The organism is Micrococcaceae bacterium Sec5.7 (genome assembly GCA_039636785.1).
Taxonomy (GTDB): domain Bacteria; phylum Actinomycetota; class Actinomycetes; order Actinomycetales; family Micrococcaceae; genus Arthrobacter.
In genome coordinates this window covers 3672033-3695672 of the sequence record CP144169.1, presented here as the reverse complement: position 1 = coordinate 3695672, position 23640 = coordinate 3672033, and the positions used below count along the sequence as shown (strand labels likewise).

Annotated in this window: 17 protein-coding genes and 3 rRNA genes; 17 read left to right on the top strand and 3 right to left on the bottom strand. The window is 62.6% G+C overall.

Annotated features, from left to right (window positions below; all coding sequences use genetic code 11):
* The first annotated feature begins 265 nt into the window (after positions 1-265).
* The 7 genes from V3C33_17665 to V3C33_17635 all read left to right on the top strand — a co-directional run bounded on the left by V3C33_17665 (position 266) and on the right by V3C33_17635 (position 7272).
* Entirely contained in the window at positions 266-1324 is a 1059-nt protein-coding gene (locus V3C33_17665) for an iron-siderophore ABC transporter substrate-binding protein (GenBank protein XAS69781.1), read from the top strand.
* A gap of 12 nt (positions 1325-1336) precedes the next feature.
* Complete coding sequence (locus tag V3C33_17660) at positions 1337-2419, top strand: iron chelate uptake ABC transporter family permease subunit (protein XAS67245.1); 1083 nt, start codon at positions 1337-1339, stop codon at positions 2417-2419.
* A gap of 98 nt (positions 2420-2517) precedes the next feature.
* A complete protein-coding gene (locus V3C33_17655) occupies positions 2518-3540 on the top strand; it encodes an iron chelate uptake ABC transporter family permease subunit (protein ID XAS67244.1) in 1023 nt (340 codons plus the stop codon).
* 1 nt (position 3541) lies between these two features.
* Entirely contained in the window at positions 3542-4396 is an 855-nt protein-coding gene (locus V3C33_17650) for an ABC transporter ATP-binding protein (protein XAS67243.1), read from the top strand.
* Positions 4393-5445 (top strand): siderophore-interacting protein, encoded by a 1053-nt coding sequence (locus tag V3C33_17645; GenBank protein XAS67242.1) that lies wholly within the window; start codon positions 4393-4395, stop codon positions 5443-5445. Before V3C33_17650 ends, V3C33_17645 begins: the two co-directional genes overlap by 4 nt.
* 157 nt (positions 5446-5602) lie before the next feature.
* Positions 5603-6469 (top strand): SGNH/GDSL hydrolase family protein, encoded by an 867-nt coding sequence (locus V3C33_17640; protein XAS67241.1) that lies wholly within the window; start codon positions 5603-5605, stop codon positions 6467-6469.
* Entirely contained in the window at positions 6466-7272 is an 807-nt protein-coding gene (locus V3C33_17635) for an SGNH/GDSL hydrolase family protein (GenBank protein XAS67240.1), read from the top strand. The genes V3C33_17640 and V3C33_17635 overlap by 4 nt, the downstream gene beginning before the upstream one ends.
* On the opposite strand, the gene V3C33_17630 is transcribed toward V3C33_17635, so the two are convergent.
* The gene (locus tag V3C33_17630) at positions 7269-7556 is read right to left on the bottom strand and encodes a YciI family protein (GenBank protein ID XAS67239.1); all 288 of its coding nucleotides are present in this window, start codon (positions 7554-7556) and stop codon (positions 7269-7271) included. The two genes, V3C33_17635 and V3C33_17630, sit on opposite strands and share 4 nt — an antisense overlap.
* A 201-nt stretch (positions 7557-7757) precedes the next feature.
* Here V3C33_17630 and V3C33_17625 point away from each other — a divergent pair, with 201 nt between their 5' ends.
* The gene (locus V3C33_17625) at positions 7758-8237 is read left to right on the top strand and encodes a MarR family transcriptional regulator (protein XAS67238.1); all 480 of its coding nucleotides are present in this window, start codon (positions 7758-7760) and stop codon (positions 8235-8237) included.
* A gap of 134 nt (positions 8238-8371) precedes the next feature.
* Positions 8372-9133, top strand: coding sequence for an SGNH/GDSL hydrolase family protein (locus tag V3C33_17620; protein XAS67237.1), 762 nt, complete (start codon positions 8372-8374; stop codon positions 9131-9133).
* Between the two features lie 31 nt (positions 9134-9164).
* On the opposite strand, the gene V3C33_17615 is transcribed toward V3C33_17620, so the two are convergent.
* A complete protein-coding gene (locus tag V3C33_17615) occupies positions 9165-9950 on the bottom strand; it encodes an FAD:protein FMN transferase (protein ID XAS67236.1) in 786 nt (261 codons plus the stop codon).
* Positions 9951-10196: 246 nt separating this feature from the next.
* Entirely contained in the window at positions 10197-11780 is a 1584-nt protein-coding gene (locus tag V3C33_17610) for a ferric reductase-like transmembrane domain-containing protein (GenBank protein XAS67235.1), read from the bottom strand.
* Positions 11781-12107: 327 nt separating this feature from the next.
* Between V3C33_17610 and rpmB the strand changes: the two genes are divergently transcribed.
* The 8 genes from rpmB to V3C33_17570 all read left to right on the top strand — a co-directional run bounded on the left by rpmB (position 12108) and on the right by V3C33_17570 (position 23319).
* Entirely contained in the window at positions 12108-12344 is a 237-nt protein-coding gene (gene rpmB, locus V3C33_17605) for a 50S ribosomal protein L28 (protein XAS67234.1), read from the top strand.
* Positions 12344-12511, top strand: a complete 168-nt coding sequence (rpmG, locus tag V3C33_17600; protein ID XAS67233.1) for a 50S ribosomal protein L33 — start codon at positions 12344-12346, stop codon at positions 12509-12511. Before rpmB ends, rpmG begins: the two co-directional genes overlap by 1 nt.
* A 4-nt stretch (positions 12512-12515) precedes the next feature.
* Positions 12516-12821, top strand: a complete 306-nt coding sequence (rpsN, locus tag V3C33_17595) for a 30S ribosomal protein S14 (protein ID XAS67232.1) — start codon at positions 12516-12518, stop codon at positions 12819-12821.
* A 689-nt stretch (positions 12822-13510) separates the two neighbouring features.
* Positions 13511-15037 (top strand): 16S ribosomal RNA (locus V3C33_17590).
* Between the two features lie 525 nt (positions 15038-15562).
* Positions 15563-18701: ribosomal RNA gene (locus V3C33_17585) — 23S ribosomal RNA — on the top strand.
* A gap of 205 nt (positions 18702-18906) precedes the next feature.
* A 5S ribosomal RNA gene (gene rrf / locus V3C33_17580) occupies positions 18907-19023 on the top strand.
* Together the 16S, 23S and 5S rRNA genes form the textbook arrangement of a ribosomal RNA operon.
* Positions 19024-19172: 149 nt before the next feature.
* The gene (locus V3C33_17575; protein ID XAS67231.1) at positions 19173-20177 is read left to right on the top strand and encodes a LacI family DNA-binding transcriptional regulator; all 1005 of its coding nucleotides are present in this window, start codon (positions 19173-19175) and stop codon (positions 20175-20177) included.
* Between the two features lie 130 nt (positions 20178-20307).
* Positions 20308-23319 carry a glycoside hydrolase family 2 TIM barrel-domain containing protein gene (locus V3C33_17570; GenBank protein XAS67230.1) on the top strand — a complete coding sequence of 1004 codons (3012 nt, stop codon included), beginning with the start codon at positions 20308-20310 and terminating at the stop codon, positions 23317-23319.
* Positions 23320-23640 lie beyond the last annotated feature (321 nt).

The window sequence follows — 23640 nt, the reverse complement described above, 5'->3', positions numbered from 1 at the left end:
CAAGCAACGCGGGGTCACTTACGGCCCATTGAAGCCACCCGAATGGGCCGTAAGTGACCCCGCGTTGCCACCGCTCACCCCGCTGCCGAGACCTGCCCCGCTCTGGCAATTACGTGACGTAAACGTTTCGTAATCGAGGCGAGGGTAGGCTAGCCTTACTTAGGTTCGCATCACTCACCTAAGGAGTTCCGTGGCTTCCCCTCTTCCCTCCGGCCCGTCCGCTGGCCGCAGCAACGTTTTCGGTGCCGGCGCCACCCGCCGCACGCTGCTCAAGACGGCAGGCAAGGCAACAGCCGTTTTGGCCGCCGCGGCGCTCTCACTGACCGCCTGTTCCGCCGGCCCTGTCGCCTCCAACGCGGACGCCGGCACTGCTTCATCCGCGGACCAGGCCGCAAGCTCTCAGTTCCCCGTCACCATCAAGCACGTTTTCGGTGAGACCACCATCAAGGAACAGCCCAAGCGCGTGGTCACGGTTTCCTGGGTCAATGACGACGTCGCTATTGCCCTTGGCGTGGTCCCGGTTGGAGTCCCGAAAAACGAGTGGGGCGGAAATGACAAGGGCTCCACCCCGTGGAAGGACGCCGCGCTGGAGAAGCTCGGCGCCGGCTTCGGCACGGACAAGGCACCCGTGCAGTTCTCCGAGGCAGACGGCATCAACTTCACCGAAATCGCAAAGCTCAACCCGGATGTCATCCTGGGCGCCTACTCCGGCCTGACCGAAGAGGACTACAAGAAGCTCAGCCAGATCGCACCCGTTGTGGCCCACCCGGAGCTCGCCTACGGGACATCGTGGCAGGACTCCACCAGCATCATCGGCAAGGCGCTGGGCAAGGAGGCCGAGGCCACCAGGCTGATCTCCGATACGGAGGCCACAGTCAAGGAAAAGGTTGCCGGGTACCCGCAGATCGCCGGCAAGAGCTACATCTACGGCAACCTGGAACCGGCCAAGAGCGATGGCGTCAACGTCTACACAGCGATCGACAACCGTCCGCGCTTCCTCTCCGAGATCGGCATGACACTGGCTCCCGTTGTGGAGAAGAACACCAAGGGCGCGGGCGAGTTCTTCATCCCGTGGTCCGCTGAAAAGGCCAACGAGCTCGAGTCTGACATCTTCGTGACCTGGGTTCCGGATGCCGCCACTACGCACTCCATCAAGGCTGACCCGCTCCTGGGCCAGATCCCCGCCGTCAAGAGCGGTGCCCTTGTAGCCGATTCGGACAACACCCTCACGCTGTCCATTTCGGCATCCTCACCGCTGAGCCTGCCGTGGTCGCTGGATACTTTCCTGCCGCAGCTGGCCAAAGCTGCAGATGCCGTGAAGTAAGCACACCGTCCCATGACACAAAGTACGACGACGGCGGCGCACGGCCGTGCCCTCCGCACACCTTCCGCCGGTAGCCGGGCTAGCGCCGGTGGCAAGCGCGCGCCAGGCAAGCAGGCCGCCTGGCTGCTGGCCGCCGTCGTTGTACTTGTTCTCGTCAGCGCAGCATCGCTGGCCATCGGGGCCCGGGGACTGTCCCTGGAAATGGTGTGGCAGGCGCTGACCCGGTTCGATCCGGACAACGGCGACTACGCCGTTGTCCACGCGCGCATTCCGCGCACCGTTCTTGGCCTGCTCGCCGGCGGGGCCCTCGGTCTCGCCGGCGCCGCCATGCAGGGCGTGGCGCGCAATCCTCTCGCGGATCCCGGCATCATGGGCGTCAACGCCGGCGCCGCATTGGCCGTCGTCACCGGAATCTATGTCTTCGGCGTCTCGTCCCTGACCGGCTACATCTGGTTCGCGTTCATCGGCGCCGCCGCTGCCGGCGTCGTGGTCTACCTCATCGCGTCGCTGGGCAGGGAAGGTGCGACGCCGGTGAAGCTCGCCCTTGCGGGCGCGGCCCTGAGCGCGGTCCTCTACTCGCTGATGAACGTCATCCTCGTCTCGAGCCAGGACACCCTGGACCGCTTCCGGTTCTGGCAGGTGGGCGGGATTGCCGGGCGCGACTGGGCTGTTGTGCTGCCCGGCCTGCCGTTTCTCCTGGTGGGTGCGCTGATTGTGCTGTTCACCGGGCGCATCCTTAACAGCCTGGCTCTGGGCGACGACATGGCCCGCGGCCTGGGGCAGCGGGTGGGCCTGGTCCGCGGCGTTACCGCGCTGGGCATCGTGCTGCTGTGCGGCTCGGCCACGGCGCTCGCCGGACCCATCGGATTTGTGGGTCTCGTCATTCCGCACGCGGTCCGCTCGCTCACAGGCCCGGATTACCGCTGGATCCTGCCGTTCTCGCTGGTCCTGGGGCCCGCTCTGCTCCTTGGCGCCGACGTCATTGGCCGCGTGGTGCTGCTCCCGGGCGAAGTCCCCGCGGGCATCGTGACCGCCCTGGTTGGCGCGCCGGTGTTCGTCTGGCTGATCCGCCGCGGAAAGGGGGCCGGACTGTGAATTCCACCGTTGAGGCTTTCGCCGAGGTGACACTTCGCGCCCATGATCCGCGCAAACATGGGCCTCTTCTCTCACCTCGCGGGTGCTCGCGGCCGTCAGTGAGCCGGACCGCTATCCTGGCTGCCGCCGTCGTTGTCCTCTTTGCCGTCAGCATCCTGCTGGGCAGCTACACCGTGACCATCCCGGACTTCTTCAAAATCCTCACGGGGCAGCTCGCCGGCGGCGAAAAGATCCCCGGCGCCACCTTCATCGTGATGGAAAACAAGCTGCCGCGGGCCGTGATCGGCACCATGATCGGCGTCGCATTCGGCCTGTCCGGCGGGCTCTTCCAGACCATGCTGCGCAACCCGCTGGCCAGTCCCGACGTCATCGGCATCAGCTCCGGCGCAAGCGCAGCCGCGGTCACTGCAATCGTCATTTTCGGCGCGTCCGGAGCCGCAGTCTCGGGAGCAGCCCTGGGCGGAGCACTCGGCGTGGCCGCCCTCATCTACACAATCTCCCGCGGACGTTCGCTGGGGTCGGGCGGGGGCAACAGCGGCAACGCGGCCGGAAACAGGCTCATCCTGGCCGGCGTGGGCATCGCCGCCGCCCTGCACGCCGTGGTTAGTTTCATGATGACCCGCGCCGACATCCGGACCGCCGCGGACGCGCTGGTCTGGCTCAACGGCTCGCTCAACTCCGCCAATTGGGACCGCGCCGGCGTGCTTGGTGTGCCGCTGCTGGTCCTGGTGCCTGCCGTCGCCGTACTGGCAGGCCCGCTTCGCATTCTTGAACTCGGGGACGACGCGGCCGTAGGACTCGGCATCCGCGTTGGCCTGGCACGGCTGGGAATAGTCGTCACCGCCGTCGCACTCGCCGCCGTGGCCACGGCAGCTGCCGGCCCGGTGGCATTCGTCGCCTTCCTGGCCGGCCCCATCGCCCGCCGCGTTACCCGCAAAACCAGTCTGCCGGCGTCGGCCTGTGTCGGCGCCCTGATCGTCCTGGCTGCGGATTACTTCGCCGCAAACATTGCCCCCTTGCTGCTGGACGGCACCGTGCTGCCCGTCGGTGTGATCACCGGCGCGCTCGGCGCCCCGTTCCTGCTGTGGCTCCTGGTCACGGCCAACCGAAAGGATGCCTGACATGGCAGTTCTGAACGCCAAGGATCTGACGCTGCAGTATGATCACCGCCGCGTGGTGGATGGCCTCACCGCAGAGATCCCGGAGGGCAAGGTGACCATGATTGTGGGCGCCAACGCCTGCGGGAAATCCACCCTCCTGCGCGGACTGTCGCGGCTGCTCAAACCGGCCGGCGGATGCGTGACGCTGGACGGCAAGGACATCCATTCGCGGCCGGCACGCGAGCTCGCCCGCGCACTCGGCCTGCTGCCGCAGCACCCCACCGCGCCGGACGGCATTGTGGTCCGCGACCTCGTGGGCCGCGGCCGCTACCCTCACCAGGGCTTCTTCCGCAGCTGGTCAGCCGAGGACGACGCCGCCGTGCAGCGCGCGCTTGAAGCCACCGAAACGCTGGACCTCGCAGAGCGGAACGTGGACGAGCTCTCCGGCGGACAGCGCCAGCGGGTCTGGATTGCCATGGCACTTGCGCAGGAAACCGAGGTGCTGCTGCTCGACGAGCCCACCACGTACCTGGACCTGGCCCACCAGGTGGAAGTCCTGGACCTCGTCACCGACCTGAATCGACGGCGCGGCACCACGGTGGCCATTGTGCTGCACGATCTCAACCTCGCCGCCCGGTATGCGGACCACGTCATTGCCATGAAGGACGGTCGGATCCTGGCCGAGGGTTCTTCGCTGGATGTGGTTACGGAGGAGCTGGTCCGCGAGGTTTTCGGGCTTGAATCGCTGGTGGTTCCCGACCCCATTTCCGGAACTCCGTTGATCATCCCGATCGGCCGCCATCACGCTGAAAGCCCGGCAGAGGGCGCCACTGATTTCCCAAAAACCTCAACCACAACCCTGGAGCCCGTCTCATGAGAACCCGCGCCGCAGCCACCACCCAGCCCATGACCCTGGCGTTTGGTGTCACCGTTTCCGCGGTGCAGGAGCTGAGCCCGAACTTCCGGCGCGTGACCTTCGGCGGCTACTCGCTGCGGGACTTCGGGGTGCACGGCGGGACCCTGGACCTGCGCGTCAAGCTGATGATCCCGTCACTGGCCGAGGACGGCAGCCAGATTCCGCTGCCAAAGTTCGAGATGGAGCAGGACGGCTGGTATCAGGAATGGCTGGCCATGGATCCGGCAACGCGAGGCTCCATGCGCACCTATACAGTGCGGCAGGAACGCCTGGATGCGGTGTACCCGGAGATCGACGTTGACTTCGTGATGCACTTCGATTCACCTGCGCAATTGCACAAAAACAGTGGCCCGGGCGCAAACTGGGCATTCAATGCGAAGCCGGGCGATGCCCTCACCATCATCGGCCCCAACAACCGGGCCGCGCACTGCATCACGGCGGAAATCTACTCCGGCATCGAGTGGCGGCCGGGCATGGCCCAGCGCGTCCTGCTGGCCGGCGACGAAACCTCCGTCCCCGCGATCACCGCCATCCTCGAAAGCCTGCCGGCCTACATGACCGGCCATGCCTTCCTCGAAGTCCCCGAGGCCGGCGACTTCCACGAAATCAGCACGGAAGCCGACGTCGAAATCACCTGGCTCGCCCGCGGCGCGTCCATCGGGCGCTCGCGTCCGCACGGCGAAATGCTGCAGGAATCCGTCCGCAGGGCTGTGCCGGTTCCCGGCTGGGTCGGCCTCAAAGCTGCCGACGGCGGGGCCGGCCCGGAGCCTGAGGACGTCAATGTGGATGTGGACGTCCTTTGGGAGACGCCTGCGCGGATGGACACCGCCGCGATCAGTGCCACCAAGAACCCCGGCAAGCCAGCCGGTGCCATGCCGTTTTACGCCTGGATCGCCGGCGAGGCCGCCGTTATCAGGGACATGCGCCGGTACCTCGTGAGGGACGTAGGTATGGACAGGAAGCAGGTGGCCTTCATGGGCTACTGGCGTCAGGGCAAAGCCGAGCTGTAACTCTCTTGGCCGGTTTCCGGTCAGAGGGCCGCCATCCTCCGCGCGGTCGTTCCTCCCTTAGACGCACGCTTCCGGACGCCTGTCATCTGTCCGAGCTGTCGCCTCTCGTTAACCCCGCTGTTCCCTGCCCGCCGCTGGGGTCGGTTAGGGTGCTGGGGTGGCAACTGGTTCAGAACGGGGTGGGCGGCGTGTCTTTGTCGCCTTGGGCGATTCGTTTACCGAGGGTGTGGGGGACTACAGCAAGCGGCTGCCGAATGGGGTGCGCGGGTGGGCCGACCGGGTTGCGGAGAAGCTGGCCAAGGCCGAACCGGGCTGGGAGTACGCCAACCTGGCTATCCGCAGCAAACGCCTCCGCCACATCATCGACGATCAGCTCGAAGCAGCCCTGGCCATGGAGCCCGCACTCGTCACACTGTATGCCGGCGGGAACGACATCCTGGATTTCGGCACGGACATGGACGCGCTTATGGCTGACTATGAGGGCCTCGTGGCCAGACTCTCCGGGACCGGCGCCACCGTGGTCCTCTTCACGGGGTTCGACGTCAAAGTCTCGGCCGTCCTGGAACCGCTGAAGAAGCGGAACTCCGCCTACAACCAGCGCGTCCGCGAACTCTCCGTCAAGTACGGGGCAGTCCTGGTGGATTACTGGTGCTTCGACGCCTTCCATGACCGCCGCATGTGGGACACGGACCGGCTGCACATGTCCAAGGCGGGCCACAAATACCTCGCCGCGCAGGTTCTGGACCATCTCGGGGTGCCGCACAAAATGAGCCCCAGTGAATGGGAGCCCCCGGCAAAAATGAGCTTGCGCGACTGGGAACGCCGGCAGCGCCGCTGGGTGAACGACTGGGTGCTGCCGCTCTTCGGCCGAAAACTCCGCGGTGTCACGCTGGGGGATACCTTGGGCCCGCGCTGGCCGGAACCGGTCCGCGTCCCGCGCAAAGGAGGCCTGAAGAAACTCGTGGAGCCACGGAAGAAAACCGGGGAAACGAAGGATACCAAGGAAGCGGAGCAAAAACGATGAGGATCCAGACCCCCGTCCGTTACGTTGCCCTCGGAGATTCGTTCACAGAGGGCGTGGGGGACAAGGATCTGCGCCTCCCTAATGACTGCCGTGGCTGGGCTGACCGGGTGGCCGAGGAACTCGCCCGCCACGATCCCCGGACAAGCTATGCAAATCTAGCCCTCCGCGGCCGCCGCCTGGAGCAGATTGTGCAGGAGCAGCTTCAGCCGGCGCTGGCTCTGGAGCCCACCCTGGTCAGTTTCTATGCGGGCGGGAACGATCTGCTGATGGCGCGTCTGGATCTGGACGCTCTGATGCAGAAGTATGAAGCAGCAGTAGATCGGCTCACTGGCAGCGGCGCCAGAGTGCTGCTGTTCACCGGCTACAACGTGCCACTCTCGCCGGTGCTGGAACCACTCAAGCTGCGCACCGCGGTCTACAACCGGCACGTCCGCCGGATCGCTGCCAAGCACGGGGCGCCGCTGGTGGACTATTGGTGCTTCGAGGACTTCCGGGATCCGCGCATGTGGGCTCCCGACCGGCTTCACATGTCTACGGCGGGGCACAGGTATATGGCCAAGAAGGTGCTCGAGGTGCTTGGCGCGCCGCACACGCTGACGTCGACTGACTTCCCGGCATTGCGTCCAAGGGCACGCATTGAAATGATGCTCGACGACGCCGCCTGGCTCAGGCGCGATGCGGCACCGTGGATTTCGCGCAGGTTCCGCGGAGTCACCAGCGGAGACGGGCTCAGCGCGCGCTGGCCGGGGCTGATGCCCGTTGTGTTGCCGGAGCGCCTCGGAACTGACCGGGTGCGGCTCTAGCTGTCCAGCAGGTTTTCAAAGCCCGCGGCTACCCTGTTGGCGTGGAACTCCGTGACGTCAAACTCGGCCACGCCGTTGACATAGAAAGGGTCCATGGCCAGTGAGGCGTCCAGGCTGCGCCGGTCGGTGTTGGACAACAACAGGCCGCCGGTGCGGGGGATCTTGCGTCCCGCGGCAATGAAGATGCCTTGGTCAAAGGCATCTTTCAACCACGCGACGTGGGCTTCCAAGTGGTAGTCAACGATGTCTTCGGCAACTTTGTAGCTCAGGGACACAACGTACATGTGGCCAGCCTACCGGTTAGCCGGATGGGACCGGGAGGATTCTCCAGGGCCCGTCCACTCAGCGGCGATTGCCGCCGTCGGACGCTTGTCAGTGCTGACGGAAGCAGCCTGACTGCGGAGTTCCAGTTGTACTCCGGGTGCGCTTCGCATATTCGCGCTGGCTTGAACCGTCAAGCATCTTTTTTCTCCTAGGATGGGGTCATGACCGAACCGCGCTGGCTCAACGCCGACGAACGCCGAGCCTGGCTGGCCCAGCTGAGCATCAACACCATGCTCCCCGCGGCCTTGGACACACAGCTTCACTCGGCCGGGAACGTCTCGCTGTTCGACTACAACGTGCTGGCTATGCTCTCCGAGGCTGAGGGCCGGTTCCTGCCCATGAGCGAGCTCGCTGCCCGCACCAGCGCCTCGCTGTCCCGGTTGTCCCACGTGGTCACCAAACTGCAGAACCGCGGCTGGCTGGAGCGCCGGCCCCACCCCGGCGACGCCCGCGTCACCACCGCCCACCTGACCGACGCCGGGATGGCCACCATTGCGGGACTCGCGCCCGGGCATGTGGAAGCAGTCCGCTCGTTGTTCCTGGACGCGCTCACGGACCGTGACGTGGCGGATCTGGCGCGGATCGGCGAGAAGATCGTGGCGCGCCTGGATGGCGATCACTGGATCCTGCGCGAGCAGTGAGGCGGCCGCGGGCCTGAGCCGCCCGTCCAAACTGCAACGCGGGGTCACCTACGGCCCGATAAGCGCTGTGTTATGGGCCGTAAGTGACCCCGCGTTGCTTTGTTGCTTCCGGCAACAGGTGACAGACTGGCGCTATGGATTTTACGGCCCGTTATGTGGCTCTCGGAGATTCGTTCACGGAAGGCGTCGGCGACGACGATTCCGACCGCCCCAACGGAGTGCGCGGCTGGGCGGACCGGGTGGCTGAGCAGCTGGGTGCTGCAGATCCGTCCCTCGGCTACGCCAACCTCGCCATCCGCGGGAGGAAGCTTCGCCAGATCATGGCAGAGCAGGTGGACGCCGCCGTCGAACTTAAACCCACCCTGGTGACCATCTACGCCGGTGCAAACGACATCCTGCGCCCGAAGATCGACATTGATGACCTTCTGGTTGAGTACGACGCCGGCATCCGCAAGTTGAGTGCCACCGGCGCCACCGTGGTGATGTTCACGGGCTTTGATTCCCGGGGATCCAAGGTTTTCGGCACCATGCGCGGCCGCACTGCGATCTATAACGAGCTGGTCCGCGGCATTGCCGGCGATCACGGTGCCCTGCTGGTGGACTACTGGCGCTTCAGCGAGTACTACGACTGGGGCATGTGGGCCAAGGACCGTATGCATATGTCCGCCGCCGGGCACGTGAACATGGCCAAGCGCGTGCTCACCGTCCTGGAGCACGACCACTCCATCGAGGTCCCGCCCATGACTCCGCTGCCGGAGCTCAGCCGCGCCGACGCCATCCGTGCAAACGCACGTTGGGTGCGCGAATTCGCCGGCCCCTGGGTGGTCCGCCGGGTCACCGGCAAGTCCTCCGGCGATGGCCTGCAGCCAAAGTACGGCCAGCTCACGCACATCTAGCCCGCCTCCGGTGTTGAGCCGAAACCCGTCGCTAGCCCCGGAACCCAGGCGTCGCGAGCAGCTCCCCGTCCCGGCGCACCGCCAGCACGGCGACGTCCCACTGTTCCGTAGCCCGGCCCAGCATCGGCATCCCGCCGGCAACGATCGCCGTCGCCAGCACATCGGCGGTCACAATGTCCGCGGCGGCCACGGACACTTGCCGGAACTCGACGGCACCCGCACCCTTGCCCGCAGCCCAGATGTGGTCGCCACGCTCGGCGGAACCGGACGCCAGAGCAGACTTTGTCCGCGTCCGGCCCAGGGGATGGCCGGAAATCAGGGTCCGGCGGTCCGCCGGGTCAATAATTCCGGCCGCCCAGGCTTCCTCACCGCCCGGCGTCGGCGAGCCGCTGACCAGCACATCCCCTCCCGCATTGATGCACCAGTCCCGGAGGCCCAGTGCCAGGAGCGAAGTGCCGGCCTCCCGGATCGCGTGACCCTTGATGAGTCCGGAGAGATCCAGAACACCGTCCGGCCGCGATGGGGTGAAGGCGCCCTCGGTCAGGAGCCGCCAGCCGACAGCTTCCTCGTAGCGCTCCCTCATCCCGGCCGACGCATCCGGCAGCGCCACATCGCCGCGTGCCAGGCGGCTTGCCTCGGAATCCGGCCGGTACAGGCTGAACGTCTCGTCCAGTTCCAGAAAAAGGCGTTCGACGACGGCGACAGCGGCTTCCAGCTCATCCTCCATTAGTTGTGGTCCGGGCAGCTGATTGCTGGTTTCGTGGAACCCGCATGCCTGCCGTCCGGCCGGGATGGTGAGGCTGATGATGGTGCCCATGCAGCGGAACGTCCGGGCGCGAAGAGCGGCACTCCGCCTCAGCGGCCCGTCCACCGGGAAAAGCGGTGCGGAATCAGAGATTGGCTGCGGGTCTGTATCACAGCGCCGTCGTACGTGCCGCCGGCTTTGGCGGCTGCGCCTAAAGCCCCCGATGCACCGGAAGAACCAGCCGTTCCGGAAGAGGCCGATCCAGTGGGGGTCCCCGCATCGGCCCCTGTGATCCCCGTCCCTGTGATTCCCGTGCCGTTAGTTCCGGCCGAGGTGTTCGCCGCGCTGCTGCGGGTCTCTGCCACGTGGATGCCGGATTGCCAACCAACCAACAGGATGCCGGCCGATGCCAGGGCTGCTGAAACTGCTGCTCGCACTCTCACCAGTCGAACCTTTCGTAATGGAGCTGATCTTCCCGTACGCCGGCCACGCGGGCATCGCGGATAACGGCTCGGGCCCAGTCGTCCGGCCCGCATACATATACATCGGCTTCAGCGATGTCCGGGCGTAGTCTCCGAGCCCGTGCCTGGACCGAACGGCGCTGAAAGGCAGCCAGCTGGACCCGTCCTGCCCGCCCCGGGGCCCGGTCAGGTGGAACAGCGAGGCGCCCCGGCTCCGGCACAACTCCAGAATTTCCGCCCCGAGGTACAGTTCCTCCTCGCTGTGGCCCCGCAGAAGTACGGTCGAGTTGCCCGGCGCGAACGGCGTGGTTTCGAGCAAGGCGCGAAGCGGCGTGATGCCGATTCCGGCCCCGATCATCACCACGTGATCCCGGCTGCGGGCGGCCGAACTGAACAAGCCATACGGCCCTTCAACGGCCACTTTTGTGCCGGGCTGCAGCGCCGTAAGTTGCGCGGACCCCTTACCCAGACTGCGGATGGTAATCCGCAGCTGTCCGTGTCCGGAGGCCGCTGAACGCAGGGGTTCGGCAGAGAGGCTGAACGGGTGCGGATGCCACCACAGACCGGGGGCGAGGAAGCGCCAGATGAAGAATCTGCCACCGGCTCCGGACAGCCTGTGGAGCTGCAGCCCGGTCATTTCAATGCTCACAACACCCGGCGCCACGGCCACCACCCTGCTGACCGTGAGCTGGTGCCGGAAAGTCGCCACAACCGGCTGAATGATCCGGTAAAACAACAGTGCGGCGCCGGCGCCAATGCAGATGGCCAGCCAGTACCAGCGCTGCCATGCCTCCTCCGCGAAGAGGCAGCCCAGGCTGAACTGATGTGGCAAGGAAGTCGCCACAGCAGCGTAGGTCAGCAGATGCACGGCGTACCAGAACTCGTAGGGAAAACGGCGCCGGACAGCCACCAGCGATGTAACCACAACTGCGATGAACAGCGCCATGGAAGCAAACGCCAGCCACATGTCCGGCACCAGCACCCACAGGGCCACGGATTCGCTGACGGGATGCAAGCCTTCAGCCATTCCGTACCCGATCGCCACGAACAGCCCGTGCGCCAGGAGCAGGTACAGCGACGGCTTCCCGAGTTTCCGGTGGAATTCAAGGGCGCGGTCGTGTCCGACTGTCCGGTCAATCACAGTAATGCGCGCAGCCAGCAGCAACATCGACAGAACCAGGTCGACGCCGGACAGTCCCGCGATGATGCCCACGGCGGTAAAGGCACCGGAGAGCGTCGAGAACCCAGTCATGCCGCCGTCGGCCATCCACAATGCCGCGGCGGCCGCGACGGAAGCCCATGCGGATACTGCCAGGACGTCCGCCCGGAAGAGCCGGCGTCGGTGCTGTGCGGCAAAGCGGCCCTCAACCGCAGGGAATCCCGGGCCCCTGCCGGTTCGGCGGCTTCGGGCCGGGCTGGCCGGCAGGAGCTGTGTGTTCATGTTCCAAGAGTGGGTCCGCTTGTTTTGATTCTGCTGTGAAATTACCTCTGAGCCGGTATGACTTCCGTGTGGAAGAGCCGGCTGCCCTTATACACCTCCATGTGCTGGATTGGTCTTTAATTGCACAAACTCGTAGACTTGGGAGGCGCTAAGTGCGCGGAGCGTGCGCAATTGCTCCGGTGGCCCGGAAATTTCTCCAGGGTAGCCGGTAGTTAGGGGCTCAAGTTGCGCGTTTACCCGTTCACCCTGATCACTTGGGTCGCTCTTAGCCGCATGGTCCCGCAGCAAATTTGCGGTCCATTTCATTCAATTCTTAGAGGAGAAGTCATGGCAGCACACTGCCAAGTGACTGGGGCCGAGCCGGGCTTTGGACACAGCATTTCACACTCGCACCGCCGCAATAAGCGCCGGTTCGACCCGAACATTCAGAAGAAGCGCTACTGGGTTCCGTCCCTGCGGCGTAACGTCACGCTGCAGGTTTCCGCACGTGGCATCAAGACCATCGACGTACGCGGCATCGACTCAGTCGTAGCCGCCATCTTGGCACGGGGAGTGAAGCTCTAGTGGCAAAAGACAAGGACGTACGTCCGATCATCAAGCTCAAGTCCACCGCGGGAACGGGTTACACCTACGTAACCCGTAAGAACCGTCGTAACGATCCGGACCGTATGGTTCTGAAGAAGTACGATCCCAGGATCCGCCAGCACGTCGAATTCCGAGAGGAGCGCTAAACACATGGCTAAGAAGTCAATGATCGCTAAGAACGAACAGCGTAAAGTCATCGTAGAGCGTTACGCTGCCAAGCGCCTCGAACTGAAGAAGGCTCTGGTTGACCCCAACTCGACCGACGAAGTTCGCGAAGCTGCACGCCTCGGCCTGCAGAAGCTGCCCCGCAACGCCTCACCGGTACGTCTGCGTAACCGCGACATCATCGATGGCCGCCCCCGCGGTACCTTCCAGAAGTTCGGTATCTCCCGTGTTCGCTTCCGCGACATGGCGCACCGTGGTGAGCTCCCGGGCATCACCAAGTCTTCCTGGTAATTCAGCAGAGTCTAATTCAGCACTGCTGATTCCAGCTGCTTGGGAAGGGCCGGCAACCGTATGGTTGCCGGCCCTTCTTTGCGTTAACCCGCTTCTGCCGCGGCGCCTCTGTTCTGGTGATGCAGCACACAGCAGCGAATTACGACGACTGCACCGCCGGCTCGCTGTTCGGACCCTGTTTTCACCCGGATTGGCGGGGATTTTGGGTCGATGGAGAGGGCTTGGTGCTTGATTTGCGCAGGGTCTCGTTGGCATGTATTGTTTTCTAAGTCGCCACGAGGGAGACCAGCGAGAAGCTGGGTCCCGGAGGCGGCCAAACCCCTTCTTTCAAGACCAGTTTCTGGTGGCGCTTTTACGTGCTTCTGGTTGGTGGTGGGGATGGTTTGTCTGCTCGTTTGGTCCTGGAAACAGGATTTGCATCGGGCAGGGAAACCGGGTAAGCTTGAAAAGTTGCTCCGGAGCGATCCTGGACCGTTAGGGTTTGGGTGGTGCCGGGTGTGTCTGTTGTTTGAGAACTCAATAGTGTGCCAAGTTTGTTGATACCGGTTTATTTTATATGAATTGGTTGAATTTGCCGGATCCTGCCACCCCGTGGTTGGGGTCTGGTTTTTACAGCTGGTTTCAAATTTTGTGCGGCCTTCACGTCCCGTTTTCCCGGGGGTGTTGGTTGTGTCTGTTTTTGTTTTACTTCAACGGAGAGTTTGATCCTGGCTCAGGATGAACGCTGGCGGCGTGCTTAACACATGCAAGTCGAACGATGATCCCCAGCTTGCTGGGGGTTTTAGTGGCGAACGGGTGAGTAACACGTGAGTAACCTGCCCTTAACTCTGGGATAAGCCTGGGAAACCGGGTCTAATACCGGATATGACTCCTTGCCGCATGGCGGGGGGTGGAAAGCTTTATTGTGGTTTTGGATGGACTCGCGGCCTATCAGCTTGTTGGTGAGGTAATGGCTCACCAAGGCGACGACGGGTAGCCGGCCTGAGAGGGTGACCGGCCACACTGGGACTGAGACACGGCCCAGACTCCTACGGGAGGCAGCAGTGGGGAATATTGCACAATGGGCGCAAGCCTGATGCAGCGACGCCGCGTGAGGGATGACGGCCTTCGGGTTGTAAACCTCTTTCAGTAGGGAAGAAGCGAAAGTGACGGTACCTGCAGAAGAAGCGCCGGCTAACTACGTGCCAGCAGCCGCGGTAATACGTAGGGCGCAAGCGTTATCCGGAATTATTGGGCGTAAAGAGCTCGTAGGCGGTTTGTCGCGTCTGCCGTGAAAGTCCGGGGCTCAACTCCGGATCTGCGGTGGGTACGGGCAGACTAGAGTGATGTAGGGGAGACTGGAATTCCTGGTGTAGCGGTGAAATGCGCAGATATCAGGAGGAACACCGATGGCGAAGGCAGGTCTCTGGGCATTAACTGACGCTGAGGAGCGAAAGCATGGGGAGCGAACAGGATTAGATACCCTGGTAGTCCATGCCGTAAACGTTGGGCACTAGGTGTGGGGGACATTCCACGTTTTCCGCGCCGTAGCTAACGCATTAAGTGCCCCGCCTGGGGAGTACGGCCGCAAGGCTAAAACTCAAAGGAATTGACGGGGGCCCGCACAAGCGGCGGAGCATGCGGATTAATTCGATGCAACGCGAAGAACCTTACCAAGGCTTGACATGGACTGGAAAAGCGCAGAGATGTGCTCCCCTCTTTGAGGCCGGTTCACAGGTGGTGCATGGTTGTCGTCAGCTCGTGTCGTGAGATGTTGGGTTAAGTCCCGCAACGAGCGCAACCCTCGTTCTATGTTGCCAGCGCGTTATGGCGGGGACTCATAGGAGACTGCCGGGGTCAACTCGGAGGAAGGTGGGGACGACGTCAAATCATCATGCCCCTTATGTCTTGGGCTTCACGCATGCTACAATGGCCGGTACAAAGGGTTGCGATACTGTGAGGTGGAGCTAATCCCAAAAAGCCGGTCTCAGTTCGGATTGGGGTCTGCAACTCGACCCCATGAAGTCGGAGTCGCTAGTAATCGCAGATCAGCAACGCTGCGGTGAATACGTTCCCGGGCCTTGTACACACCGCCCGTCAAGTCACGAAAGTTGGTAACACCCGAAGCCGGTGGCCTAACCCCTTGTGGGAGGGAGCTGTCGAAGGTGGGACTGGCGATTGGGACTAAGTCGTAACAAGGTAGCCGTACCGGAAGGTGCGGCTGGATCACCTCCTTTCTAAGGAGCACCTACAATGTCCTGTTTTCCGTGTATGCGGGGGGCGGGGGTTGTCAGGAGTACAGCCCGTTTCGCGGACGATTGTTCCGCGGCGGGTGCTCATGGGTGGAATATCAGCGAATAGCGGCTGCCGGTTTTCTCCGGTGCTTAGTACGGTGTTTTCCTTCGGGAGGGTGCCTGGAACGGTGCGGGGGTGAGTGGGTGGTTTAGTGTTTGGCACACTGTTGGGTCCTGAGGCAACAGGGCCGCGGGTTCATGGCTTTTGCCGTGTCCGCGGGTTTTGTTTGTTTCTGGTTTCCTGGCTGCATCGATCACGCACGTGGTTCTCCTTCGGGGGTTGTGTGTGGGGTGTGTGGTTTGGGGTTGTTGTTTGAGAACTACATAGTGGACGCGAGCATCTTTTATAAGAAGCAATTTCCAAGAATATGAACCTGGATCTGTCCGTGCGTGTGCTGTCTTTCGGGATGGTGTGTGTGTGGGTGGTTTCTGTGGTTCTCTCGTGAATTAGTTTTTTTGATCTTTTGTGGTCAAGTTTTTAAGAGCACACGGTGGATGCCTTGGCATTAGGAGCCGAAGAAGGACGTAGGAATCTGCGATAAGCCTGGGGGAGTCGATAACCGGACTGTGATCCCAGGGTGTCCGAATGGGGAAACCCCGCCAGGCGCGCGAGTGATCTGGTGACCCGCATCTGAACACATAGGGTGCGTGGGGGGAACGCGGGGAAGTGAAACATCTCAGTACCCGCAGGAAGAGAAAACAACAGTGATTCCGTCAGTAGTGGCGAGCGAACGCGGATCAGGCTAAACCGTTCCATGTGTGATAGCCGGCGGGCGTTGCATGGTCGGGGTTGTGGGACTTTCCGTTCTGTCTCTGCCGGGACAGTGAGGTGAGTAGTACAGGCATAGGTGAACGGTCTTGAAAGGCCGGCCAGAGAGGGTGTGAGCCCCGTAACCGAAATGTTGTGTACCGCCTGGGAAGTATCCCAAGTAGCACGGGGCCCGAGAAATCCCGTGCGAATCTGTCAGGACCACCTGATAAGCCTAAATACTCCCTAATGACCGATAGCGGACCAGTACCGTGAGGGAAAGGTGAAAAGTACCCCGGGAGGGGAGTGAAACAGTACCTGAAACCGTGTGCTTACAATCCGTCGGAGCCAGTCTGATTCTGGTGACGGCGTGCCTTTTGAAGAATGAGCCTGCGAGTTAGTGTTACGTCGCGAGGTTAACCCGTGTGGGGAAGCCGTAGCGAAAGCGAGTCTGAACAGGGCGTTGCAGTGGCGTGATCTAGACCCGAAGCGAAGTGATCTACCCATGGCCAGGTTGAAGCGACGGTAAGACGTCGTGGAGGACCGAACCCACTTCAGTTGAAAATGGAGGGGATGAGCTGTGGGTAGGGGTGAAAGGCCAATCAAACTTCGTGATAGCTGGTTCTCCCCGAAATGCATTTAGGTGCAGCGTTGCGTGTTTCTTACCGGAGGTAGAGCTACTGGATGGCTAATGGGCCCTACAAGGTTACTGACGTCAGCCAAACTCCGAATGCCGGTAAGTGAGAGCGCAGCAGTGAGACTGTGGGGGATAAGCTTCATAGTCGAGAGGGAAACAGCCCAGACCACCAACTAAGGCCCCTAAGCGTGTGCTAAGTGGGAAAGGATGTGGAGTTGCGAAGACAACCAGGAGGTTGGCTTAGAAGCAGCCATCCTTAAAAGAGTGCGTAATAGCTCACTGGTCAAGTGATTCCGCGCCGACAATGTAGCGGGGCTCAAGTACACCGCCGAAGTTGTGGATTTCAGATATTAGCTAAGCCGGAGACTTGTTCTTCTGGTTCAGGCGTCTGGAGTGGTAGGGGAGCGTCGTGTGGGCAGTGAAGTCGCGGTGTAAACCAGCGGTGGAGCCTACACGAGTGAGAATGCAGGCATGAGTAGCGAAAGACGGGTGAGAAACCCGTCCGCCGAATGATCAAGGGTTCCAGGGTCAAGCTAATCTGCCCTGGGTAAGTCGGGACCTAAGGCGAGGCCGACAGGCGTAGTCGATGGACAACGGGTTGATATTCCCGTACCGGCGAAAAACCGTCCATGCTGAACAGGGGATACTAACTGCCCGAGACCTGCCCAATCGCCCTTCGGGGTGTGCGGGTTTTGGTGGAGCGCGGGACCTGATCCTGGGAGGTAAGCGTATTAACAGGTGTGACGCAGGAAGGTAGCTGAGCCGGGCGATGGTAGTCCCGGTCCAAGGATGTAGGGCGAACGGTAGGCAAATCCGCTGTTCATGATGCCTGAGACCCGATGGGACTCCCGTGAGGGGGGATTCAGTGATCCTATGCTGCCTAGAAAAGCATCGACGCGAGGTTTTAGCCGCCCGTACCCCAAACCGACACAGGTGATCAGGTAGAGAATACTAAGGCGATCGAGAGAATTATGGTTAAGGAACTCGGCAAAATGCCCCCGTAACTTCGGGAGAAGGGGGGCCCCCATCGTGAACCACACTTGCTGTGGGGAGCGTGCAGGGGCCGCAGAGACCAGGGGGAAGCGACTGTTTACTAAAAACACAGGTCCGTGCGAAGTCGCAAGACGATGTATACGGACTGACTCCTGCCCGGTGCTGGAAGGTTAAGAGGACCGGTTAGCCGCAAGGCGAAGCTGAGAATTCAAGCCCCAGTAAACGGCGGTGGTAACTATAACCATCCTAAGGTAGCGAAATTCCTTGTCGGGTAAGTTCCGACCTGCACGAATGGAGTAACGACTTCCCCGCTGTCTCAACCATAAACTCGGCGAAATTGCAGTACGAGTAAAGATGCTCGTTACGCGCAGCAGGACGGAAAGACCCCGAGACCTTTACTATAGTTTGGTATTGGTGTTCGGAGTGGCTTGTGTAGGATAGGTGGGAGACGTTGAAACCCGGACGCCAGTTCGGGTGGAGTCATCGTTGAAATACCACTCTGGTCACTTTGGACATCTAACTTCGGCCCGTAATCCGGGTCAGGGACAGTGCCTGATGGGTAGTTTAACTGGGGCGGTTGCCTCCTAAAAAGTAACGGAGGCGCCCAAAGGTTCCCTCAGCCTGGTTGGCAATCAGGTGTCGAGTGTAAGTGCACAAGGGAGCTTGACTGTGAGAGAGACATCTCAAGCAGGGACGAAAGTCGGGACTAGTGATCCGGCGGTACATTGTGGAATGGCCGTCGCTCAACGGATAAAAGGTACCTCGGGGATAACAGGCTGATCTTGCCCAAGAGTCCATATCGACGGCATGGTTTGGCACCTCGATGTCGGCTCGTCGCATCCTGGGGCTGGAGTAGGTCCCAAGGGTTGGGCTGTTCGCCCATTAAAGCGGTACGCGAGCTGGGTTTAGAACGTCGTGAGACAGTTCGGTCCCTATCCGCTGCGCGCGCAGGAAATTTGAGAAGGGCTGTCCTTAGTACGAGAGGACCGGGACGGACGAACCTCTGGTGTGTCAGTTGTACTGCCAAGTGCACCGCTGATTAGCTACGTTCGGATGGGATAACCGCTGAAAGCATCTAAGCGGGAAGCTCGCTTCGAGATGAGATTTCCATACACCCTCGGGTGTGAGAGGCCCCCAGCCAGACCACTGGGTTGATAGGCCGGATGTGGAAGCGAGGACTAACGACTCGTGAAGCTGACCGGTACTAATAGGCCGATAACTTACACCACACACCACCCGTGAACGGATCCTTCAAAAGACGTTCACACCAAGGGTGGTACAAAGAAACAAGACTGCTTGCGTCCACTATGTGGTTCCCAAACAACAAACCCTTACCGGCTTGTTGCAGGGAACACCACAACTGAATAACAACACCACAGTTGTAACACCAGATTTCCCACCCCACACCCCGGTGTGCGGGACGGGAGCAAGGGTTACGGCGGTCATAGCGTGGGGGAAACGCCCGGTCCCATTCCGAACCCGGAAGCTAAGACCCACAGCGCCGATGGTACTGCACCCGGGAGGGTGTGGGAGAGTAGGTCACCGCCGGACAACCATTAAAAAAAGGTCGAGAGCCCCCAACCACCAGGTCGGGGGCTCTCCCACATTAACCACCCAACACAAAACACAACACCTGCCATTCGGTTGCAGGCTGGAAGGCATGCAGAGTCTGCGTTCCACCGCCTCTAGACTTACCAACTATGATCTCCAATTCCGGCAGCCCGGCCAGGCGCGCCACCATCCTTGATGTGGCCGCCGCAGCTGGAGTCTCGCGTCAGACTGTCACCCGGGCCATGAACAACATGCCCGGCATCAAGGCCGATACGCGCGAGCGGGTTCAGGCGCTGGCGATGGAACTCGGCTATACCCCGAGCCGGTTCGCCAAGGGGCTGGTTCAGGGCGCACGCACGTCGCTTGGCCTGGCCATCCCGGATCTCACCAACCCCTACTATCCTGCGTTCGCATCGAGCGTGGTTGAGTTCGCTACCCACCGCGGCTGGCACGTGGTGATGGACGACTACGGGCACGGCGGCGGAAGCGGGCTGGATGCCGTGGCCCACCTTGCTCCGCAAGTGGATGCCGTGATCGGGTACCTCGGAGGGGCGGTCGAAGCGGCCCAGGCCATTCTTGGCCGACGGCCCTTGGTGGTCTTGGACCGGGCTGCCGGTGCTGCCGCCGGCGGGATCTCCTTCGACTACTGCCATGCAGCCAGCCTTGCACTGGATCATTTGCGGGGCAGCGGGCGTCGGCATATCGCATACGTTGACACACGCCACGGCAGTTCACGGTCGGTGAGGGGCCGGGCCTTCGTAAGTATTTCGAGGGAGTCTGGAAGACCGCTCACTGTAGTCAACGCCGCTGAATCAGCCCAGGCAGCCCGCCAGGCTGTGCGCGCGTTGCTGTTGCGACGCCCGGACACCGACGGGTTGGTCGTGTTCAACGACCTGATGGCGGCGGGGGTACTCAAAGCGCTGGCTGACGCCGGCCGGAAGGTTCCGCAGGACTGCGCAGTGATCGGCATGGACGGAATCCCCCTGGGCGAGCTGGTATCGCCGGAGCTGACCACACTTTCGCTGGACCTCCGCGAGGTGGGGAGGGCCGCCGTCGAACTTCTTGCCGGACTTCTTGCCGGAACAATCGCTCCAGGCAGCGATGCCGCAGATCTGAGGTTCCGGCACCGGCTGGTTCTCCGCCAATCGGCCTGATGCCAGCAACAGGCACTACCCAAAATCGTTGACCCCCAGTAAGCTTGATCACGTTCCGTGAACGTTCACGGAACGTGCTGCCGAGCTGAAGCGGCCGGCCCAACGTCGTTCTGGATTGAGGAAAATTCCCATGTCAGTTGAGCCCGTGGCCACCATTTCCGTGGCATCCGATGCCCCTGAGGTCTCTGGCCGTCCGCTGGATCTCGCCGCAGAACAGGTCGGTGACTTGGCCTCAACAGCTCCGGCCCAGGGGACCCTTCGGGCGCGTGCCTATCTGGACAGCGACGCCGCGCGGATCTCGCTCAACGGAGCATGGAAGTTCCGCCTGAACCCCGGGATCCGGCAGTCTCCCCAGGACGGCTGGCAGTCGGGTCAGGTCCTGGAAGGTTTCCACGACCTGCCGGTACCATCGAGCTGGCCCATGCACGGGCATGGTTCGCCCTGGTACACCAACGTAAAGTATCCGTTCGCCATGGAACCGCCGCACGTCCCGGACGAGAACCCGATCGGCGACCACGTGGTGCAGTTCGAGGCAGGCTCCGAGTTCTTTCCGCACGCCCTTCTTCGCTTCGACGGCGTTGATTCAGCCGGAACCGTGTGGCTGAACGGAACGCGGCTTGGCACCACCAGGGGCAGCAGGCTGGCCCACGAGTTCGACGTCTCAGGCGTGCTGGCAGAGGGGACGAACGTACTTGCCGTGCAGGTTGCCCAGTTCTCGGCAGCCAGCTATCTGGAGGATCAGGACATGTGGTGGCTGCCCGGCATTTTCCGGGACGTCACGCTTCAGGAGCGCCCCCAGGGCGGCATCGACGATGTCTTTGTCCATGCGGATTTCGATCACCGCAGCGGCGAAGGCATTCTCCGCATTGAAGCGAGCCGCGCAGGAGAGGCGATTGACGCCGTCGTGCATGTACCGGAGCTGGGGTTCGAAGCGTCCGCCGGCGCCGAGTACCGAATTCCCGACATCAGCCCCTGGTCCGCCGAGCTGCCCCGCCTCTATGGGGCGACTGTCAGCACAGCGGGTGAGACGGTTTCCCTGCAGCTGGGATTCCGGACCATCAGCATCGAGGACGCCCGGTTCAAGATCAATGGCCAGCCGATCCTCCTGCGCGGCGTCAACCGGCACGAGCACGATCCCCGGCTGGGGCGAGTTGTGCCGCGGGACGTTATGGAGGCCGAGCTGCGGCTGATGAAGCAGCACAACATCAACGCCATCCGGACGTCCCACTACCCGCCGCACCCTGATTTTCTCGCCTTGGCGGACCGGCTCGGATTCTATGTAGTTCTTGAGTGCGATCTGGAGACCCACGGTTTCGTGAGTGCCGGCTGGAACCGGAACCCGACCGCAGATCCTCAGTGGGAACCCGCCCTTCTTGACCGCATGAGCCGGACGGTGGAGCGGGACAAGAACCACGCCGCTGTCATCATGTGGTCCCTGGGGAACGAGGCCGGCTCGGGCGAAAACCTCGCCGCCATGTCCCGCTGGACCAAAGACCGCGACCCGTCCAGGCCCATCCACTATGAAGGCGACTGGAGCTGTGCCTACGTGGATGTCTACTCACGCATGTACGCGGACCACGCAGAAACCGAGCTGATCGGCCAGGGCAAGGAAGAGCCGCTCGAGGACGCCGGGCTGGACGCCCGGCGCCGCGCCATGCCTTTTGTGTTGTGCGAGTACGTCCACGCAATGGGCAACGGACCCGGGGGGATGACCGAGTACCAGGAGCTGTTCCACCGGTATCCGAGGCTGATGGGTGGTTTCGTCTGGGAATGGCTGGAACACGGAATTGCACGCACCGCCGGGGACGGCCAGGAGTATTTTGTATACGGCGGGGATTTCGGTGAGGAAATTCACGACGGCAACTTTGTCACGGACGGGCTGGTGGACGCTGACCGCAAGCCACGGCCCGGACTGCTCGACTTCAAGAAAGTCATCGAACCGCTGGCCATCGAGGTGGCACCAGACTGGTCAGGTTTCACTGTCCGCAACGGCTACGACTTCGCGGACACTTCTGCTCTCCGGTTCCGGTACACGGTCGAGGCCGACGCCGTCACGCTCGACGGCGGGCACGTGGACGTTGCGTTGCTGCCGCCCCGTGGGGAAGCCGCCGTGCAGCTGCCCTCAGGGCTGGCAGCACTCACCGGTTCGGCCGCGGTGCTGACGGTCAGCGCGGTACTGGCAGCGGACGCGGACTGGGCCGGGGAAGGGCACGAGCTCGCCTGGGGACAGGCCGCGCTGAACCTGCCGGTTCCTGCGGGCATCCCCTGCACCGTGCGGATCCACGAGGATCCAGAAACGCTCCGTCTCGGCCCGGCTGTGTTCAGCCGAACCACCGGTGCGCTGACAAACCTGGCGGATGTGCCGGTGGATGACCTCCGCTTGTCGCTGTGGCGCGTCCCCACAGACAACGATCTTGGGCGTGAATTGGGCAGCCCGGATCCACGCCCCCTGTCACAGCAGTGGACCGATGCAGGACTCAACCGCCTGCACTCCAGGCTTCTCGGAATTTCCGCCGTGCCCGCAGCGGAAGGCGGCGAAACCCTCTTGGTGCGGACGCGGGTCGGGGCTGCGGACAAGCAGTTCGGTGTGTTCGTCGATTACAGCTGGTCGAGCGATGGCAGCAGGGTGAACCTGCACACGCAGGTGCGGCCAGATGGAGACTGGACAGACAACGGGCGGGCCAAGCCGTGGGCCCGCATCGGGCTGGAGCTGGTGCTCGGTTCAAAAACACAGACTGTGGACTGGTTCGGGCAGGGCCCGCACCAGAGCTACCCGGATACTGGCCAGGGCACGAAGCTGGGCTGGTATTCCATTCCGCTGGCGGAGCTGGACGTGGACTACGTGCGCCCGCAGGAGTCCGGCGCCCGCGGCGGTGTCCGTACTGCGGCGCTGGCGCTCGGCACCGGCCGGCTGACCATCGAGGGCGAACCTTTCGCGCTGACGGTGCGCCCCTTTAGCCGGCAGGTTCTCGCCGCCGCCACCCATCAGCCGGACCTGGTGCCGGACGGACGAAGCTATGTGTACGTGGATCATCTCCGGCGTGGTGTGGGAACCGCTGCCTGCGGGCCGGGGGTCCTGGACCGTTACCGCCTGCCCGCTCGGGACGCCGACTTCACTGTCGTGTTTGAGTTCCACGAGTAGGCCGGCGTACACAATGTGATCCAGCCCATAATATTCTGTTCCGGGCCGCTGGTGCAGCGTTGAGCGTAATCGGCCCCCGAAACCCCGCCGTTCCGGTGATTCCGCGGGCTTCCCAGCCGCCGCTGCGGTGGATTTGCGTGGTGTGCCCGGGACGTGTAAAGTCATCTGAGTCGCCGCCGCTGAAGCGGAAAAATAGCGGCCAACCCCCTGATAAACAGCCTGGAAATGGTTTGCCGATTGGCATGCCGGATGCGGGTGGAGGCCGTTGGATGGACCTGAAATCGCGGAAACGCCGATTTGCAAAGGTTCGCCGGATCGGGT